This is a genomic window from Thalassolituus marinus (genome assembly GCF_020320395.1).
GTDB classification, from domain to species: Bacteria; Pseudomonadota; Gammaproteobacteria; order Pseudomonadales; family Oceanobacteraceae; genus Venatoribacter; species Venatoribacter marinus.
This window is the reverse complement of record NZ_JAEDAH010000058.1, coordinates 94483-112692: the sequence shown is the minus strand read 5'-3', so window position 1 is coordinate 112692 and position 18210 is coordinate 94483. Positions and strand designations below refer to the sequence as shown.

Sequence of the window (18210 nt, the reverse complement as noted above, 5' to 3'; positions counted from 1 at the left end):
TTGGGTTTTGGCGAATGCAAACTTAACCGATTTTACTGCCGTTCTCATTTTTCACGCTTAAATGCGATGAACCTAAAAAAAGGCCGGATTATCCGGCCTTTTTTTATTTACACGAATCAGAAATATGCCAGCCAGGAGAGAGGATCGTGCGCTTTTGCAGCCCCAAGAACAAACAGGTAACTGGCTATTGCTGCAAAAAAAGCACGTCGGCTCGCTGTCTTAATCGCAATCGAACCAAATCCAATGTAACAAAACAAGCCAACCACTTTGGCTGTCAGCCAGTGATCGTGAACCGGATACTGTGCAATCTGAATGCATAGCATCACAGCAAACACCAGCAACAGAGTATCCAGCACATGCGGCAGAATTTTCAGCAGTCGATTACGGCGCCACACCGGATAAAAATAAAACAGCAGGAAACGCCCCACGAATAATAAAATCGTCAGATAGGCCAGGCCTGCATGGCTGTGTTTAAGAATTGAATAATCCACAATCGTATCCGTTCAGCTAACGGGAAACAGCCAGACAGCAGCAGTGCTGAACAGAGTGGCCGACAGATTTCCCTGAAAAAGGCGAAAGACCGCCGAGCATAACAAGAACCGCCCCGGCAATCATCTGCCAATGCCGTTTCGTTGCAATTCTTAACGGTTCAGATAACCAATTCCAAATATTGATATTTTTATAAGAAATTGACTCGCGGCGGGCATCAGATAAAGCCCGGATAAGCAGAATCCGCAGCCAGTCAAAGCGCGACAAGTCTGCAACTCCGATCAGGTCTGCAACCAGAAAGTTACCGGCCCATCATTCACCAGCTCTACCTGCATGTCAGCACCAAAGCGGCCCGTCTGCACTTTTACCTGCTCAGCCGCCAGCGCCACAAAACGCTCATACATTTCATTGGCAATCTGCGGTGCTGCAGCAGTCGAAAAGCCGGGGCGCATGCCTTTGCTGGTTTCCGCTGCCAGCGTGAACTGGGAAACCACCAGCAACTCGTAACCCGTATCCAGCAAGCTCAGATTCATTCGACCTTCATCATCCGGAAATATGCGGTAATTGAGCACCTTGTGCAGTAAACGCTGCAGAGCAGTATCATCATCGTCTTTCTGTACACCCAGCAGCAGCAAAATACCCTTGCCGATTTCTCCGGTGACTTCACCATTAACGGTGACGCGGGCTTTTCCAGCCCGTTGAATCAGACCAATCATCTTTGTTTGTGAACTCCTGCCGGTTTTTACTATCTGCTAAGCATACAGCTTTTGCATATCGCACCGTAGCCGGTCGATAATGCAGAGTATCGTCGCCACAACCATGCGGCCTCGTTAATCAGGGAAAACAGATGAAGATCACCACACTACTGCTCAGTTTGCTGGCAGCCCACGGGGCGCTTGCTGCTGATGTCTATATGTCGCGCGATGCGAACGGCAACGTGGTGTTCAGCGACAAGCCATCGGCCAACGCCGAAAAGCATGTTGTGCGGGAACTGCCATCCGTCCCTGCATTTGTTCCTCCACCTCAGGTTCAGCAGCCCGCACGAGCATCCGAGCCAGCTTTCAATTACACCAGCCTGAGCATTGTTACGCCGCAGAGCGGTCATACACTGGCCACCGGCTATGCCGGCAACGTTGAAGTCAGTGGCATCCTCAGCCCTGGGTTGCGCGAATCCGATACCCTGATACTGATGGACAATGGCGTAGCCCTGCGTGAAGGACGTCAAACTGCGTTTCAGCTGACCAACCTTGACAGAGGCGAACATCAGCTGCAGATGGTGGTAAAAGACAAAGATGGCATCACCCTGATCAGCAGCAATCTGGTTAAACTGTTCGTCCAGCGCTCATCGGTCCTGAAGCGCGGCAATTAGCCTCAGCACCATTTAAATGCACCATATTTGCAATTAGCACTACATTGGTGCACATATATCCTCTGAAAGATCCGTCTTAGCGCCGCTGGCACCAAGTAAGTCAGGCACTGGCGCTAATTTTGTGCACACTACTGATATGGCTCACTTTTTGCTGATTATGCTGCATCAGCAGAACCAGCGCAGGTTCACGCCACGCAACAGGCGGCCAACGGAGACCGGAATGCTTGCCAGCCCGATTATTAATCAACGACTTCTCGAACACCTGAATACAGGCGTACTTCTGCTGGATGCCGATCTCAGTGTGCTGTACGTCAACCCAGCCGCAGAAGCGCTGCTGGAAATGAGCGGTAAGCGCTGCCTTGGCGTCCCCTTCTACGAACTGGCACACGAGTCAGACGAATCTATCGTCGCCCTGCGCCATTCGGTGGTTACCGGCCACTCTTACACCAAACGCGAAGCCATCATTCAGCTGCACAATCAGCAGCAGATCACGCTGGATTACTCCGTCAGTCCGGTTGCACATCCGGAAACCCGCCTGCCGTCGTTGCTGATTGAACTGCAGGGGCGGGATCGACTGATGCGTATCAGCCGCGAAGAGCAGTTGATCGCCAAACAGGAAACCACACGCTCACTGGTTCGTGGCCTGGCGCATGAAATCAAGAATCCTCTGGGTGGCATTCGCGGTGCGGCTCAATTGCTGTCGCGTGAGTTGCCATCCAACGACCTGACCGAATACACCAACATCATCATCGAAGAGGCCGACCGCTTGCGCGATCTGGTCGATCGTCTGCTGGGGCCGCGTCATATTCCGAAACAGGAAGATGTAAACATCCACGAAGTACTGGAGCGCGTGTGCCAGTTGATTGAAGTGGAATCTCAGGGCCGTATAACCATCGATCGCGATTACGACCCATCGATTCCGGAATTACAGGCCGATAAAGGTCAGATGATTCAGGCCATGCTGAACATCTGCCGAAACGCGATGCAGGCGATGCTCGAAAGTTCACCGGAGATCGAGCAACCCACTCTGCAACTGCGCACCCGTACCGTGCGTCAGTTCACTATCGGCCACCAGCGCCATCGCCTGGTAGCTCAGATAGACATTACCGATAACGGTCCGGGAATCCCCGAAGACCTGCGCGAAAACCTGTTCTACCCGATGGTCAGCGGCCGCGCTGAAGGTACCGGGCTGGGGCTGTCTATTTCGCAATCCATTATTAACCAGAAGAACGGCATCATTGAATTTGCCAGTGAACCTGGAAAAACCATTTTCTCTATTTATTTACCTCTGGAATCCTTATGAGCACTGTCTGGATTATTGATGACGACAAATCCATCCGCTGGGTGCTGGAAAAGGCGCTTGAACAGGCCAACATTCAGACCCGCGTATTTGAACAGGCTGAACCAGCCCTGGCTGCTCTGAAGCGCGAGCACCCTGACGCCATCATCTCCGATATTCGCATGCCTGGCATGGACGGCCTGACGCTGTTGCGCCACGCTCATGAAGCCAGCCCGGACCTGCCGGTCATTATCATGACCGCACATTCGGATCTTGAGAGTGCGGTATCGTCTTATCAGCAGGGCGCGTTTGAATATCTGCCAAAACCATTCGACGTCGATGAAGCCGTCAGCCTGATTCAGCGCGCTATCGCACATTTCGAAGAAATCAGCGCCGCAGAAGAAAGCAGCGAAGAGCTGGTTGAAGAACATGAAATCATCGGTGAAGCACCGGCCATGCAGGAAGTTTTCCGTGCAATCGGCCGCCTTTCACAATCCAATATCACGGTATTAATTAACGGTGAATCCGGTACCGGTAAAGAACTGGTTGCCCACGCACTGCACAAGCACAGCCCGCGTTCTGCACAGCCATTTATTGCGCTGAACATGGCTGCGATTCCGAAAGACCTGATTGAATCCGAATTATTCGGTCACGAAAAAGGCTCCTTTACCGGTGCCGGTGGTCAGCGTCGTGGTCGCTTTGAGCAAGCCAACGGCGGTACTTTGTTCCTCGATGAAATCGGTGACATGCCAGCCGACACCCAGACGCGTCTGCTGCGGGTATTAGCCGACGGTGAGTTCTACCGCGTTGGTGGCACCACGCCGGTTAAGGTGAACGTACGTATTATCGCCGCGACCCACCAGAACCTGGAAACCCTGGTAAAAGAAGGCCGTTTCCGTGAAGACTTATTCCACCGCCTGAACGTTATCCGTATCCATCTGCCACGTCTGGCTGATCGCCGCGAAGATATTCCGAAACTGCTCGGTCACTTCCTCAAGCGCGCCGCCGAAGAACTGGAAGTGGAATCCAAAACCCTGCGCCCTGAAACCGAGGAGTATCTGAGTTCTCTCGACTGGCCAGGTAACGTACGTCAGCTGGAAAATACCTGTCGCTGGATTACTGTTATGGCATCCGGCCGTGAAGTTCTGATCAGCGATCTGCCACCGGAACTGCTCGACCAGCAAGGCAGCATTCATACTTCTGGAAACTGGGAACAGGCACTGCGTTACTGGGCCGACCAGCAACTGACCAATGGCACCACCAATCTGCTGGATACTGCCGTGCCCGTGTTTGAACGCATTATGATTGAAACGGCACTGAAGCATACCGCTGGCCGTCGCCGTGATGCCGCCAACCTGCTGGGCTGGGGACGAAATACGCTGACACGCAAAATCAAAGAGCTGAATATGGATGGCCATGGCTCTGATGATGATGACGACAGCGACGACTGATCTCATCGCATAAGAAAAAATAAAGCCGGGGAATAAACGTCTTAACGGATGTTTAGCACCCGGCTTTTTTACTGGTAAATCTCACGCCAGTAAATAATCCGGTCATGCCCGCGATACACACCAAAAGTTGCTGTTGCAGCCGGGTCCTGCAGACTACCATCGCCATTAAAATCATCCTGCAACCACACTGGCACACGGTAACTGACACTGGTTTCACCGGTATCCGGCGAACCGGCAACAATAATCGGAGCCGTCAGCAATACTGCATCGTCGCTTATTCCTGCACTCAGTGTACCCGTGTTACCAGTAACTTCTGTCAGCCCGGTAACTCCCAGCGTCACGTCACTGGCACTGTCGTAAGTCCAGCAGCTGTCATCGGCGTTCACCACAAAGCGCGAGCCATTAAAATATTCATTGCGTGCCGCCAGAGTTAAATTCATGGTTTCCGGACCATAGGCATTCTCAAGCCACAAACGACCATAGCGCAGCTGGAAATTCGCCGCCGGCGTAATATTCATTGCGCTGCTCAGTGCCGCACCGTCCGGGTCGCTGAAAATACCCAGGCTATAGGTGACGTCCGGTGTCAGCGGAGCAACCTGAGCCAGCACCGATTTACTATAAGTTGCCGTATCAAGACTGCTCATATCGTAATTCAGCACCCCGGCCGCGGCGACAGTAATACTGCCATCGTTGACCACAGAGCTCATGACAAGGGCGTTGCTGTCGGTGCCCACGGCACTGTTGTCCGTAACCGGTCCGCTGATACTGACTGCGGACGCAGCCAGACGCACATAGCCGCTCTCGGTATAGTTCTGTGTGGTATTACCACTCTGATTAAACGCAGTAATCTGTAAACGCGGTGCGCTCAGCCAGCTGAGCGGCTGTCCCGTATACGCAAATGCACTGCCGGTACTGCAATAGGGGGCTAGTTCACCGGCAGATACAACACTGGCCGAATAATGGTGTGGATAGAAGCGTCCACTCGCTTGTGAAATACCATCCGCCAATGCCACCCCAAGATAATTTGCCCCAGGGGACACGCGGAAATTAAATACGCCTACTTCAGATTCACTCGCCGTAATCTGGTTCAGGTTGTTTGCCGCTGCCGTATGGTTGTATGTCAGTGGCGACACCACACCATTTACACCACCAACCGGGCTGACTTTATCCACGGATAACGCCATCCCCGACATAGCAAAAGACGGCGTGGGCGTATTACCGCTGCAGAAATCACTATCAGCCGCCATCTGCCATCCCATCGCCTGCACGCTCAGAGTAAAGTCACTGCCCGCTGCAACAAAGGCCGGGCAGGTCTCATCAGCAGCAGCGCACTCGCCGCTGGTTTGTACGCAAAAACCTGCCGGTACACTGCTGAACTGATTACTGCCTGTCATACTCAAGCCAGCATCGTTACCACTACCGGTTAACAGTGCATTCAGCTGCATGCGACCGGCATCGGCATAATTCAGGGTAAAGGTTGCTTTGCCATCAGTATCAAAGCTCAGAGTAAGCGGCGTTGCGGAGCCAGAATCAGTGCCAATATCGGTGCCGTTAATCGATACAGGCCAGGAGACCACGCGCGCTGTATTATCCGGATTAACATAGTCTGTCCAAAGCTGCAGCGAACGATTTACCGAGGCAAAAGCTGGCACGCAAGCCTGTGTCACGTCGTCCTTTTTTACCGCCTGAATACTGGCCAGTGCCGAGCCCTGCCCGGCAATAATATCCGGTGCATCAACAACAAAACCCGAATCAGAAAATGTCAGACTGCAGTTACTGGTCTGGCTGCCACCGTCAATGGCGCAGGTGTTGGTGGTGTATGCCTGACGTACCGGATAGGAATTCAGCACCGATAAATTCACCGTTTCAGCGGTTGTGTGCCAAAGATTAAAAGTGCTGCTGCCCCCAACGATTGTCAGGGTATCTCCCCCCTGCCAGCCAGACGGACTCAGCGTGACGCTGACATCATCGGTAAAGAGTTCTGAACAACTGGCATTTTTACAGGCACGAATCAGGACTTCCTGAGCATTGCAGGTTAAGGCATTACTGCTGTATTCCATTTCAAAATGGTGTACCAGCGGCCCAACCGGATTAATAGTTTTTGCGCATATCTGTAAATTATCAATCGCATGATTATTGGAAGAGCCACCGGTGGAACCGGTCAGCGACAACCAGAGATTTTCCGGAATGGTTGCCTGTCCACTCGCCGCAGCCACATCGGTTGAGGCAATCAGAGTACTGAAACTGCTGCCATTGGTGCTGCGCTCGACGGTCAGATAAGCGGCACTGCCAGTGCGGGCGTCAATGGTAATACGATAGCGGTAGCCCGGCCTTGCAGTACTGGTACGACGGCGGTCAATATTAGGATTCAACTGGCCAGTACCCGTTATAAAACGATAGCCTGTCTGATTTTCTCCGGAGCCGCGCACCGATACGCTGTTCGGCACAAAGCCGGTCCCACCCTGCCGACCTTCTGTCGGGTTAGAAAAGTTGCCGTATTCATCCAGCGCAATACCCAGCCAGCCACCGGCAAAACCGGTGTCGCCATTATCACGCTGCGCATAGCCCAGTGAGCCGCCAAAGCTACCGGCCTGCGGTGTCACTGTCGCGTCGGAAAATACCAGGGTAATACCATCGGCACCGTCGCCATAATTCGGCGACCAGGCGTAATGATCGAATTCGATTTCAACCAGATTATTCTCTGCCGGAAACCAGCGCTGCAGGGTCGCTGCGGTTGACTGATAGGTCACATCCTGAGTTAACAGCAAGCGTCCAGAACTCACTGTTGGCGTGAAACTGCCACTGAATCTGGATGTCACCCAGTCAGAACCCAGAGAAGAATTGCTGAAGGTATCTGTCAGGCAGGTTAATCCGCCGGAGCCCTGACACGACTCTGCCGGCGTTGATCCCGGCGTGCAGCTGCCGATAATCACCGTAGAGCCATAGGCGTAAACCGTAGAATACGTTGGCGCGGTAAAATCACCATAAGCTGTTGTATCAGTCAGGGTAATAGCTCCACTGACCGTGCTGACCGTTACCGGATCGGACGCCGTGCCCAACGTGCTGTTACTGATATTCAGCGAACTGGCCCCGGAAATTGTGCCGGACAACATGGTTACGCCATCAAATTCAGAGTAATTATTATTGGAATAAAAATCCCCCTGAATAGTACCGCCACTGATAAAAATTCCTGACGATAGTGACTGTGCTCCGCCATACAGATCGGTATTACTGGTCGTAATAGTGCAACAATTTGAGCTCACCAGGCCACCGACCTCTCCACCCGTTAAACTGATAGTCCCGGTATCGGCACTGACACTACCTGATATACTGCTATCGGTCGTTGTAACACCATTACTGGCTGACACATCGCCATTAATGGTGCTGTTATTTAATGTACTACTGCCGTTGGTATCGACACTGCCATTTACAGTGGTATTGCTTAAATTAATACTGCCCGATGAAGATGATATATCGCCATAAATGGTATTACTGCCATTAGCGACAATATCGCCATAGGCAGACACCAGCGAAATGGACTTAGCCGCCGAACCGACGGTGTTACCATTCAGCGTAATACCAGCATTGGCCTGCACAACGATATCACCAAGAAATTCCCAGAAAGACGTAGCTACTGTCATGGTATCGCCCGGATTCAGCGTAATAGACCCGGTACAGGTAAAGGTTGATCCCGATACACTCCAACTGCCGCCAGTGCACGGCGGCACATCACTCCCCCAGTAACTGAATACGTAGTCATACGCCAGCGCTTGATGGCTGCACAACAAAGCCAGTATGAAGAGGGAGCGGCGAATTACAGTCATCATTGCACCATCACCTCCAGTTGCCGCTGCGCCTGCTCACTACCATTGCCACAGCTGCCACTACTGGTCAGAAAATAAAATGTATGGCTGCCATCGGTGACACTGCGGCAGCTGACACTGGTGCTGCAACCATTCAGTCCCGCTACTGAGAACGACTGGCTATAAAAAGGTGATGTAGTACAACTACGTCCGGCACTGCCATCGGGAGGCAATAAAAGATTCAGTGCTAACTGAATACCCGACTCCGCCGAGTAAAAAGCGCGCTGCGACTGAATAACCGTGGCGACCGACTCAGCAGAACGTAGTGTCAGGGCGCTGATGGAAGCAATAATCAGCGCCAGAACAGTAATCACAAAAATAGCCGCTGGCAGCCCGAAGCCTGCGCTGCGTAATACACCTTGTTCAGGGGACATTGCGAATCTGTACCTCCTGCGCCATCGTCAGTTGATCACCATTGGTGCCATTCAGGGTAAAGCTTAACGTTACCAGACCATTGCGCTGCAACGTCGGTGGGGTGAAACGGAATTCGAGTGAATCGGCCAGCAAACCATTGGCCAGTACTTCACGCCCGGCGGCAAATGTGGATGGCAAATTCGTTTTCAGCTGCGCCACGCTGTTAATAAATCCATAGCCGGAGTACAGATACAGCCATTCGCCGTCCTGACAAATGGCTTGCGGCTGAGCACTGATAAACAGGCGCTGCTGTGGCGACCCTGAAGGAAAGCGATGAGGCTGGCTGAAGCTCACGGTCGCCGGTGCATTACCTGCTGGCAAAGTGGCGGTGAAAGGGGTTAACGGTCCGGTGCTACCCGGGTTGTATAAATTGCCTGTCAGCGGAAAGACACTCATATAACCAGTAACGTCAGCCACAACTGAATAAGGTACCGCAACCAGTGAGCTGATCGCTTTGCTTACCTCCAGATCGGTATAAGCACTGGCCGCCAGCAGTGGCATAAATTCTACACAGCTTCGATCTGAAGTTGTGCGAACACTGCCTGGCAGCGCCTGACGCAGGCGGCGAGAAATCTGTTCGCTGATAATCGCCCCCGTGCCAGCCAGCTGTTGTCGACTGCCGGTATCGACCAGTGAGCGACTGGCCTGAGAAATAAACGACACCGACACCGCTGCCACAATGCCGCCAATCACCAGCGTGATCAGTAACTCAATCAGGGTAAAGGCGCGGGCGTTTTTCATCAGAAATTCCCCCGATACACCGCAAAACGTCCCTGCTGACCATTGACCGCAGTCACCACTATTTCAATCCGCTTAGCGCCATTAGTATTCGCTCCAACACTGTTGTCACAACTGACACTGACCGAGATCGTATAGCCGGAATAAAGCGCCGCCAGAGATTGATCAGCAAATGCTGGCGCTTCATTGCTGACGCCGTTGTAATCATCCACATCGTCATATTTATCGCGGTTCTCAACATCATCCGTGATGCGGCAACCAACATAGGTTGGCACACCGCCATTACCGGTATCCTCATCCCAGCGCTTGCTCAGAATTTCATCGGCGTACAACTGTGCCAGATCGACCATGCGGGTCTGGATCAATACATCCGAGCTGCGCCCGGTAAGAAAGGAAAAGGCCGCAAGCCCTGCGGACATCGCCAGACTGATGATCACAATCACAATCACCAGCTCGACCAGCGTCATAGCTCGTACGTGATGATAATAGGTGTGTATCTGGCCAGGTGTTTTCATGCTGGGTTCCACAATAAATCAGCGATTGCCTGAGCAACTCTGCAACTACTTAATTATGGCTGACAACTGCCGGGATGCATGAAACCTGTTGAGGTCTGACAGACGCTGTGGCTGCTGTCGCCACTGAATACCCAGGCGCGGTTGCTGCCTGTGCTGCCATCCTGCTGAAAATTGACGGCCACCACCTGACCATTAGTCAAAGCGCTACCGTTCAGGGAAAGGGTCAGGCCATTACGTTCAATACGATCTGCCGTTACATCGCTACCACCAACCTGCAACGACAACAGCCAGACATCGCTTTGTTGTTCAACGCGCAGAGTTCGTGTGGCAGAAGCACCGGAATTAGCCAAAGCCTGTTGCTGCGCCAGCAACCCCATGGCAATAAAACGATCGCGCGCAGCAAGAGCCGAATAGGATCCTGTGCGCGCGAAGAGAGATGTAGCCGCAGCGCTCAATACCCCCAGCAGAATGATCACCATGACCAGCTCTACCAGAGTAAAACCGCGCTGCCTCATACCGCCGTTAACAACCTGTTGTGGTAATACCAGAGGTATCCACAGCACCGGAAGTGTCGGTGTAGGTAAAGTTACAGGTACCGAGAGTTACCGTTACCACGCCAGCTGCAGCGGCAATTGTGTAATCCGCTGTTGATAACTGTGCCGCGGTCACAATACCACCGGCTGTCGTAACACCTTCCGGGTAGCCACTTCCCACAATGTTAATAGTGGTACTTTCAAGCGATACAGTTGCGGGTACTGTTGGACTGCCATCTGCAAGCCACTGCGCATGAGCAATATTTGCAGCAGAGCGAACAGCACCAGCGGCAGCCTGAATTGAGGAAACACGTGCCTCACCACCCAGATCAGCAAACCTTGGCAGTGCATAAGCTGAGAGAACCCCCAGAATCACAATCACCATAATCAGTTCGATCAGTGTGAAACCCGCTTGTTTTTGAAGTTTAGTCACTTTCATAAGTCCGACTCCTGCATACTATCGGAAGGTAAAATTCACACGGCCGTTGGCCATGGAGTATTCAATAATCGCCGGGCTGTCTAATCGCCCATGCGGATCGTTAAACTGATACAGACAGCCTTGTGACAGTGTCTGTACGTCGTACATGCCAGCCGAGGTTTCGTCGGCAGGCAGGGCACCGTCGCGTAACAACAGTTGCCATAATTGCTTACAGGCTGCCTGCGCATTAACTGGCTGCTGCAGACTGCCATCGCTGTTCTGGCGAAACACAGACTGTGGCCAGCCGTTATCCGTCATCTGCAGCACCACCCCATCACCATAGACATTCACCAGACTCGCTGGCTGTCCTTTAGCGATCCAGGCCTCATGCGAGGCCAGTACAGCAGCCCGCAACGACATGGAGGTTGCCTGTACCTGTATCCGTTCAGCTTCACTGAGCAAGCGCGAAAAAAACACCAGCAGAAAGCTCATCATTAGCGCCAGGATAACCACCGCAATCACCAGCTGAAGATTGCTGTAGCCTGACATGGCTTTCAGGCGCATCTCCGCACAGTGAGAGGCTCTGTTAAAAACCATAGCTGACCCTGTGATTTTTTCCGCAGGAATTACGAAATAAAACAAAACTCAGGTAACGCCCGCTCACACTAGCCACGACCTGTAGCGGCGGTACCCAGATCCCAGACTGGCAGGAAAACACCCAGCGCCAGGATGAGTACGAGCACCCCCATAAAGGCAAGCAAAATGGGCTCTACCGCATCGGCCAATTGCTTCAGTTCGTAATCAATTTCTTCTTCATAGAAATCGGCCACCTCGTCCAGCAAGCGATCAACCGAACCGGTTTCTTCGCCGACAGTCATCATCTGGAGTACCAGGGGTGTGAATAAACCGGTAGCGGCTGCGGCATTTGTCAATCGGTCACCACGCTCAACACCGCTGTGCATTGAACGAACCGCATTACCGACGTATTTATTGCCAACGCTTTCGGCAACAATATTAAGGCTGCTCAGAATGGGAACACCCGATGACAGCATCATGGCAAACGAGCGCGAGAATCGGCTCAGTGCAATCCGTTCGAAAATACTGCCAAGTAACGGCCACTTCAGACGGTTCCTATCCCACCACAATCGCCCTTCCTGGGTATTAATATAAAAACGCAGACCGAAGAAGCTGCTCAGCAGCACGAACAACAACAGAATGCCGTTATTGCGCACAAAGTCAGATGTTCCCATTAATACTCGCGTCGCCCAGGGAAGGTCTGCCCCCAGCTTGGCGAATACACTGCTGAAGCTTGGAATAACGAATACGGTAATAACAGCCAGAGCAACTGCCATGGCAAATATCACCATCATCGGGTAGCGCAGCGCTGCCTTAATACGCTTCTGTGTTTCCCGCTCAGACTCAAGGTGGCCAATCAGGCGTTTTAACGCGTCATCCAGCTTACCGGTGCTTTCACCCACCTGAACCAGGCTGACATAAATGGTTGAAAACACTTTCTGGTGACGGCGAAAAGCACCGGACAAATCAGAACCACTGATCAACGACTGACTGATGTCCGCCAGCACCGTCGACAGCGCTTCATTGTTACTCGATTCGGCAAGACCGTTCATGGCGCGCAGGATGGGGATACCAGCTCTGGTCAGTGCATACAGCTGACGGGTAAACAGAATTAAATCGTCGTCGCCGATTTTCTGCGGAAACAGCGTACGCAGAGACACGGCGGATTTTTCTGCTGTTACTATTTTCGACTCTTCCAGAGCCAGCACCACAACCCGTTGTGACTGCAGGTTTTCAACCGCTCCCCGGGAGCTGCCAGCATTGATTTTGCCACTGATCAGCCGGCCATTCTCATCGCGGCCACGGTAGGTAAATTCAGCCATCAGCCACCTGCCTCATCCAGCGTTGCGGACACACGGAAAACTTCATCGAGCGAAGTAATACCGCTACGGGCATAATCCAGCGCACACAATGCTAACGAACGAAAACCTTTTTGCCCCGCAGCAATGTCAGCGAACTGCTGTTGTTGGCCCTCACGCATCGCCGCCACCAGGTCCGGAGTCATTTCCAGCAACTCGTAGATACCAATACGTCCCTGGTAACCGGTATTATGACAATGATGGCAGCCTGAAGCGGCCTTATAGGGTTGCGAAGAAGAACCTGACTCCAGGGTTTCCAGCCAACTGATTTCCTGAGTATCCGGCGTGTAATCGTGCTGACAGTAGGTACAAAGCTTTTTAACCAGTCGCTGAGCCACAACAGCACGTAATGACGAAGCAACCAGATACTGATCGACGCCCATGTCCATCAGACGTGCCACTGTCGAAACTGCATCGTTGGTGTGCAGAGTCGATAACACCATGTGGCCGGTCATTGCTGCTCGTAAGCCGATTTCAGCGGTTTCGTGATCACGCATCTCACCGACCAGAACAATATCCGGGTCCTGACGTAACGCGGCTCGCAGGACAGTGGCAAATTCAAGACCCACTTTCTGATTGATCTGCACCTGATTAACCCGCGGCAGGCGGTATTCGATCGGGTCTTCGGCGGTGATAATTTTTTTCTCTGGCTGATTGAGCACGCTGAGTGCAGCATACAGTGTGGTGGTCTTACCACTCCCGGTCGGACCCGTTACCAGCACCAGACCATGTGGCCGCTTAATCAGATACTCGAAACGCTGCTGAATCGCATCCGGCATACCCAACTTATGCATTTCCAGCATCCCGGCACTCTGATCCAGTAAACGCATAACCACCGACTCGCCAAACTGAACCGGCATGGTCGACAAACGAACATCAATACTTTTATGCAGGACCCTGATATTAAAACGGCCATCCTGAGGCAGGCGCTTCTCGGATATATCCAGCCCTGACATAATTTTCAGACGCGACACCAGTGCAGATGCTACACGTCGCTCTTTCATCACCTGCTCCTGTAATTCGCCATCTACACGCAGGCGGATTCGCAGCTGATGCTCTTCCGGTTCAATATGAATATCCGAGGCTTTAATCTGCACTGCATCCTCAAACAGGCTTTGCAGCAAGCGTACAACCGGCGCCTCATTCACATCGGATGACATCGCCATCTGGTCGATATCGAACTCGCTGCCGCTGAGCTCACCTTCCAGTTCAACCGCAATATTCGCCATCTGTTCCTGACGACGATAAACGCTGTCGAGGATTTCAATCAGCTCCTGTTCACGAACAAACGCCGGATAAACCGTCGCCTGCAGAACTCGCTGAATGTCATCCAGTGCCATCAGATCGGTCGGATCCGACATGCCAACCAGCAAACCGTTCTTTTCTTCAGATAACACCAGACAGCGATAACGACGCGCATGTGTCTCCGGCAGGCGCTGCACTAATTTCTGATTGATTCTGAAGCGACTTAAATCGATGTAGGGGTAACTGAAAAAATCGGCGAGTGTTTTCAGTAACTCGTCTTCACGAACAAAGCCCAGATCGGTAATAGCCCGCCCCAGTTTCTTACCGGTCTTTTTCTGCTCAGCAAGCGCCTGCATCAACTGATCGTCTGTGATCAGTTTCTTTTCCAGCAGCAGATCGCCTACACGGACTTTTTTACGAGCGGGATTGTCCACCAAGCACCTCTATCTTTCTTACGACCCACTGCTTCTGCGACGGAGTGAGACGGTAATGGGCGATAACATTTTTAAGCACAGCAACCGCTGGGGCTGGTTTGGTCTGGTCTTCCCAGGCCGACGCCAGCGCCAGCGGCCAGTTAACGACCTCCGGTTGCAAAACGATCAGTTGCTGATACGGCGCAACCGCCAGCTCCGGGTGACCCAGCATGTGAAGTCCCGGAGCCGCTACCGCCAACCAGTGTTCATGGCGGTTATCTGCATGCTGGCGGAAATAAGCGATAAACTGATCGCTGTTTTTTTCTTCAAGAAAAATACGCAGCTTCAGCGCCTGATAAGCCGGATTTTTGTCAGTGGCTAATGCCTGTTCAATCTGGCTCAACGCCTGTGTGTAGTGTTTGTTTTTCAGAGCGTTCAAAGCACCTACATATGCTGTGTGCGCATTGTCCTGACGCCGTTCGACAATAACGCCGGTTGCCGGACTACTCACCGTGGCTGCCGCCTGTATGGTTTTATATTCAGCGGCCGGTTGTGGTTGAGTGGCAACAGAAGCAGATGGCGAGTCTTCTTTGACCTGATGCAGCGCGACCGGCGTTGCACGGGGAACGTCTGCAACGGCAGACGGATGCTCTGCTGCTTTGACCGTCTGATCCGGCTTTTCAGCAGTGGCTGTAACCACAGACGCCAGCGTTGGTTGTACAAGTGATACCTGTGTAAGAGACGGGTGTGTAACAGGCGGCTGCACAAGCGCTGCTGATGTCGCGCGATCTTCAGCAGCAACCCTTGGTGCTGTATATTCCGCCACAGACAACGCCGAATTCTGACCATCATTCGCGGACCAGAAAAACCAGCCAATCATTGTCAATGCAGTGAGCAAAACGCCTACCGGTAACCAACCACTGAAGACACTCGACGGGGCATGCAGTTGCAGGGACGGAACAGCCACAGTCACCGGCTCCGTGCGCTGATCAATATCTTTCAGTACCTGATGCAGCAGGCTCATACAATCACCAGTACCAGGGCAGCCAACAGTGCCTGCCAGCGCCAGCTGGTATCAATCAGACGTAACGCTCCTTCGGTGTCTTTAACAGCACAGGCAATATGCTGTTTATCCAGCGCCCGACTGCCACTGCCATAACCCACCAGCAATGATTTAGCAGCGAGAATGTTAACCAGCCGGGGAATGCCGCCACTGGCCTGCCACAATGCCTTTAATGCTGCCGGTTTGAACAGCGGCATACCGCGATAGCCAGCAATCGTCAGACGTTGCTGCAGATACACAGCCAACGCCTGGGTGCTGTTAAGTGGACGTAATTTCGCAGAATAAGTTATACGCTGACGCAACTGACGCAGCGAAGCATCATCAAGACAATGGTCGAGCTCTGGCTGTCCGAATAACACAATCTGAACCAGCTTCTGCCGTTCCGTTTCCAGATTTGAAATCAGACGCAGGGTTTCAAGCGTATCCCGAGGCATACACTGTGCTTCATCCACCACCAGAACCACCTGAGTGCCGTCCGTCGCCAGTTGTAACAGCCGCTGCTGAATATCGTCTTTAACCTGGCTATCGGAACGGTGGTTGTCATCCAGCCCCAGTTCACGGGCAATGCTTCGCCAGAGGGCACTCTGAGTTAAATCAGGATTGGGAATATACGCGGTAACGCTGCCTTCCATAGCCAGTGCATTCAGCAAACGCCGGCATAGCAGGGTTTTTCCCGTGCCTACTTCTCCGGTAATTTTTACGAAGCCTTCGCCGGAAGATAAGGCGAACATCAGAGTATCAAACGCCTGCTTCTGACTCGGCAGCTCTACATAAAAATCTGTGTTTGGCGTCAGACTGAAAGCCGACTGCTGCAGTCCATAAAATTGTTCGCAGGCTGCCCGGAGCTCATTGAGTTGCATAAGACCTCCGCGGCGGGAAGCTTCCCGAGTAGCGGCGATTCAGACTATCCAGTTCATCCTGTTTAATGGCGGTATCGATAATGCGGGGCTGGATAAGAATCACCAGCTCACTCTGTACCATTTCTTCGCGTTTCTGACTGAAGAACCAGCCCAGTAACGGAATACTGGACAAGCCAGGGACGGACGCATCAGTCACCACCTTGCGGTTCTGCATCAGACCACCGATGACCACCACCTGACCAGAACGCGCACGAATAATCGAGTCGGTTTCACGCACGGTACTGAATGCCAGCGGCAGGGTGTAATCGTCGTCATTCAGCTGTACGGTTTTGGTTTTTTCTTCGACTTCCGTAACCGTTGGATGAACATGCAGCGTTACATCACCGCTTTCACCAATTTGCGGCGTGACGTCCAGAGCAATCCCCGAAAAGAACGGCGTCAGTTCAATTTCCGGTGTATCACTGGTGGTGGTCGTTGTGGACGTTGTGGTACTACTGATGTCCGTTACGAAGAACTCATCGGTGCCCACTTTAATCACGGCTTTCTGGTTATTTACTGTGGCAATACGCGGGCTGGATAACACACGAACATCACCCTGTGTTTTTAATAGCTGCAGTGCACCGGTGAAATCACCAAGAGAGAAGTTGGCAGTAAATATTCCGTCGATCAGATCAGGATTCTCCAGCGCCGCGGAAGATAAACCAGTGCCTACCGTGTATTCCGAACCACGGAAGCTTTTACCCCCCAGCGCCGCCCAGTTAATACCAGACTGGTATCCGTCGCTCAGGGTAACTTCTACAATTTTCGCTTCAATCAGTACCTGCTTCTGCACACTGAGTTCAGCACGATCCAGATAATCGGCAACGGTGTTGAGCGTCGCCGGCATGGCTTTCAGCACAACAATACCGGCGTGCGGATCAATCACGACATTGGCATCAGCCTCGCCGGCGATCATCAGCTCCAGTGTTTGTTTCAGACTGCTCCAGAAATCCGACACGGATTCGGTCTCGACCTGACTGCTGTTCGAGCTCTGACTGGATGACTGAGAAACCGTTGAATTATTAGCCGAATTCACTTCTTCCGTGGTCGTAACCTGCCCGCTGCTGACACGCATACCAGAACGACCAGAACGTTTTACATTCAGGTAATTAATCGGAAATACCCGGGTTTGCTGCTGACGCGGCAGGATCTGAACACCATAAGCCGTCCGCACAAAGTCAAAACCGTACAGATCACGTACTGCCAGCAGGGCTTCGGTGAGCGTCACCTGACGCAGATTCAGGGAAATATCGCCACTGACATCCGGGTGAACAACCAGATTATTGCTGGTACCGTCCACCAGGCTGTTAAAGAAAATAGCAGCGGGGGTTTTATTGGCGATCACATCGAAGCGTTCTTCACTGACAGGAGTTGCATCCAGCGGTGGCAGCAGCGCGGGTAAATCCAATGCTGCAGGTGCTTCTGCAGTATTGTCTGTAGTCACCAGAAACGCAGATGGCGAATCATCGGTTGCTGGTTTTTCCGGTGCTGAAGAACACGCAGACAGCATCAGTCCCAGGCAAAAGAACACCGGGTACTTCATCATCTGCTGAGCTTTTGGGCGCAATTCTTTCTGTTTCAAGCCAA

At 52.4% G+C, this 18210-nt stretch carries 18 protein-coding genes; 3 read left to right on the top strand and 15 right to left on the bottom strand.

Features of this window, described 5'->3' with window-relative positions; translation table 11 throughout:
• Window positions 1-116 precede the first annotated feature (116 nt).
• The 3 genes from I9W95_RS11730 to dtd are packed head-to-tail and all read right to left on the bottom strand — an operon-like array spanning window position 117 to window position 1205.
• Entirely contained in the window at window positions 117-491 is a 375-nt protein-coding gene (locus tag I9W95_RS11730) for a SirB2 family protein (RefSeq protein ID WP_225675077.1), read from the bottom strand.
• A gap of 16 nt (window positions 492-507) precedes the next feature.
• Entirely contained in the window at window positions 508-756 is a 249-nt protein-coding gene (locus tag I9W95_RS11725) for a hypothetical protein (RefSeq protein WP_225675074.1), read from the bottom strand.
• 14 nt (window positions 757-770) lie between these two features.
• Window positions 771-1205 (bottom strand): D-aminoacyl-tRNA deacylase, encoded by a 435-nt coding sequence (gene dtd, locus I9W95_RS11720; RefSeq protein ID WP_225675072.1) that lies wholly within the window; start codon window positions 1203-1205, stop codon window positions 771-773.
• A gap of 131 nt (window positions 1206-1336) precedes the next feature.
• Here dtd and I9W95_RS11715 point away from each other — a divergent pair, with 131 nt between their 5' ends.
• The 3 genes from I9W95_RS11715 to ntrC all read left to right on the top strand — a co-directional run bounded on the left by I9W95_RS11715 (window position 1337) and on the right by ntrC (window position 4588).
• Complete coding sequence (locus I9W95_RS11715) at window positions 1337-1858, top strand: DUF4124 domain-containing protein (RefSeq protein ID WP_225675069.1); 522 nt, start codon at window positions 1337-1339, stop codon at window positions 1856-1858.
• A 220-nt stretch (window positions 1859-2078) separates the two neighbouring features.
• Window positions 2079-3161, top strand: a complete 1083-nt coding sequence (gene glnL / locus I9W95_RS11710) for a nitrogen regulation protein NR(II) (protein WP_225675067.1) — start codon at window positions 2079-2081, stop codon at window positions 3159-3161.
• Entirely contained in the window at window positions 3158-4588 is a 1431-nt protein-coding gene (gene ntrC / locus I9W95_RS11705; protein WP_225675064.1) for a nitrogen regulation protein NR(I), read from the top strand. Before glnL ends, ntrC begins: the two co-directional genes overlap by 4 nt.
• Window positions 4589-4656: 68 nt before the next feature.
• Here the strand turns inward: ntrC and I9W95_RS11700 are convergent, their stop codons facing one another.
• The 12 genes from I9W95_RS11700 to mshL all read right to left on the bottom strand — a co-directional run bounded on the left by I9W95_RS11700 (window position 4657) and on the right by mshL (window position 18205).
• The gene (locus I9W95_RS11700; RefSeq protein WP_225675062.1) at window positions 4657-8415 is read right to left on the bottom strand and encodes a DUF6701 domain-containing protein; all 3759 of its coding nucleotides are present in this window, start codon (window positions 8413-8415) and stop codon (window positions 4657-4659) included.
• Window positions 8412-8825 (bottom strand): hypothetical protein, encoded by a 414-nt coding sequence (locus tag I9W95_RS11695; protein WP_225675060.1) that lies wholly within the window; start codon window positions 8823-8825, stop codon window positions 8412-8414. The genes I9W95_RS11700 and I9W95_RS11695 overlap by 4 nt, the downstream gene beginning before the upstream one ends.
• Complete coding sequence (locus tag I9W95_RS11690) at window positions 8815-9606, bottom strand: PilW family protein (RefSeq protein WP_225675058.1); 792 nt, start codon at window positions 9604-9606, stop codon at window positions 8815-8817. The genes I9W95_RS11695 and I9W95_RS11690 overlap by 11 nt, the downstream gene beginning before the upstream one ends.
• The gene (locus I9W95_RS11685) at window positions 9606-10118 is read right to left on the bottom strand and encodes a prepilin-type N-terminal cleavage/methylation domain-containing protein (protein WP_225675056.1); all 513 of its coding nucleotides are present in this window, start codon (window positions 10116-10118) and stop codon (window positions 9606-9608) included. Before I9W95_RS11685 ends, I9W95_RS11690 begins: the two co-directional genes overlap by 1 nt.
• Window positions 10119-10171: 53 nt before the next feature.
• Window positions 10172-10681, bottom strand: coding sequence for a type II secretion system protein (locus tag I9W95_RS11680; RefSeq protein ID WP_225675054.1), 510 nt, complete (start codon window positions 10679-10681; stop codon window positions 10172-10174).
• Window positions 10641-11084, bottom strand: coding sequence for a prepilin-type N-terminal cleavage/methylation domain-containing protein (locus I9W95_RS11675; RefSeq protein ID WP_225675052.1), 444 nt, complete (start codon window positions 11082-11084; stop codon window positions 10641-10643). The genes I9W95_RS11680 and I9W95_RS11675 overlap by 41 nt, the downstream gene beginning before the upstream one ends.
• Before the next feature lie 24 nt (window positions 11085-11108).
• Window positions 11109-11666 carry a pilus assembly FimT family protein gene (locus I9W95_RS11670; RefSeq protein WP_225675050.1) on the bottom strand — a complete coding sequence of 186 codons (558 nt, stop codon included), beginning with the start codon at window positions 11664-11666 and terminating at the stop codon, window positions 11109-11111.
• 68 nt (window positions 11667-11734) lie between these two features.
• Complete coding sequence (locus tag I9W95_RS11665) at window positions 11735-12967, bottom strand: type II secretion system F family protein (protein ID WP_225675048.1); 1233 nt, start codon at window positions 12965-12967, stop codon at window positions 11735-11737.
• Complete coding sequence (locus tag I9W95_RS11660) at window positions 12967-14682, bottom strand: GspE/PulE family protein (RefSeq protein ID WP_225675046.1); 1716 nt, start codon at window positions 14680-14682, stop codon at window positions 12967-12969. Before I9W95_RS11660 ends, I9W95_RS11665 begins: the two co-directional genes overlap by 1 nt.
• Entirely contained in the window at window positions 14663-15685 is a 1023-nt protein-coding gene (locus tag I9W95_RS11655; protein ID WP_225675043.1) for a tetratricopeptide repeat protein, read from the bottom strand. Before I9W95_RS11655 ends, I9W95_RS11660 begins: the two co-directional genes overlap by 20 nt.
• The gene (locus I9W95_RS11650) at window positions 15682-16584 is read right to left on the bottom strand and encodes an ExeA family protein (RefSeq protein WP_225675041.1); all 903 of its coding nucleotides are present in this window, start codon (window positions 16582-16584) and stop codon (window positions 15682-15684) included. Before I9W95_RS11650 ends, I9W95_RS11655 begins: the two co-directional genes overlap by 4 nt.
• A complete protein-coding gene (gene mshL / locus I9W95_RS11645) occupies window positions 16571-18205 on the bottom strand; it encodes a pilus (MSHA type) biogenesis protein MshL (protein ID WP_225675039.1) in 1635 nt (544 codons plus the stop codon). The genes I9W95_RS11650 and mshL overlap by 14 nt, the downstream gene beginning before the upstream one ends.
• Window positions 18206-18210: the final 5 nt, after the last annotated feature.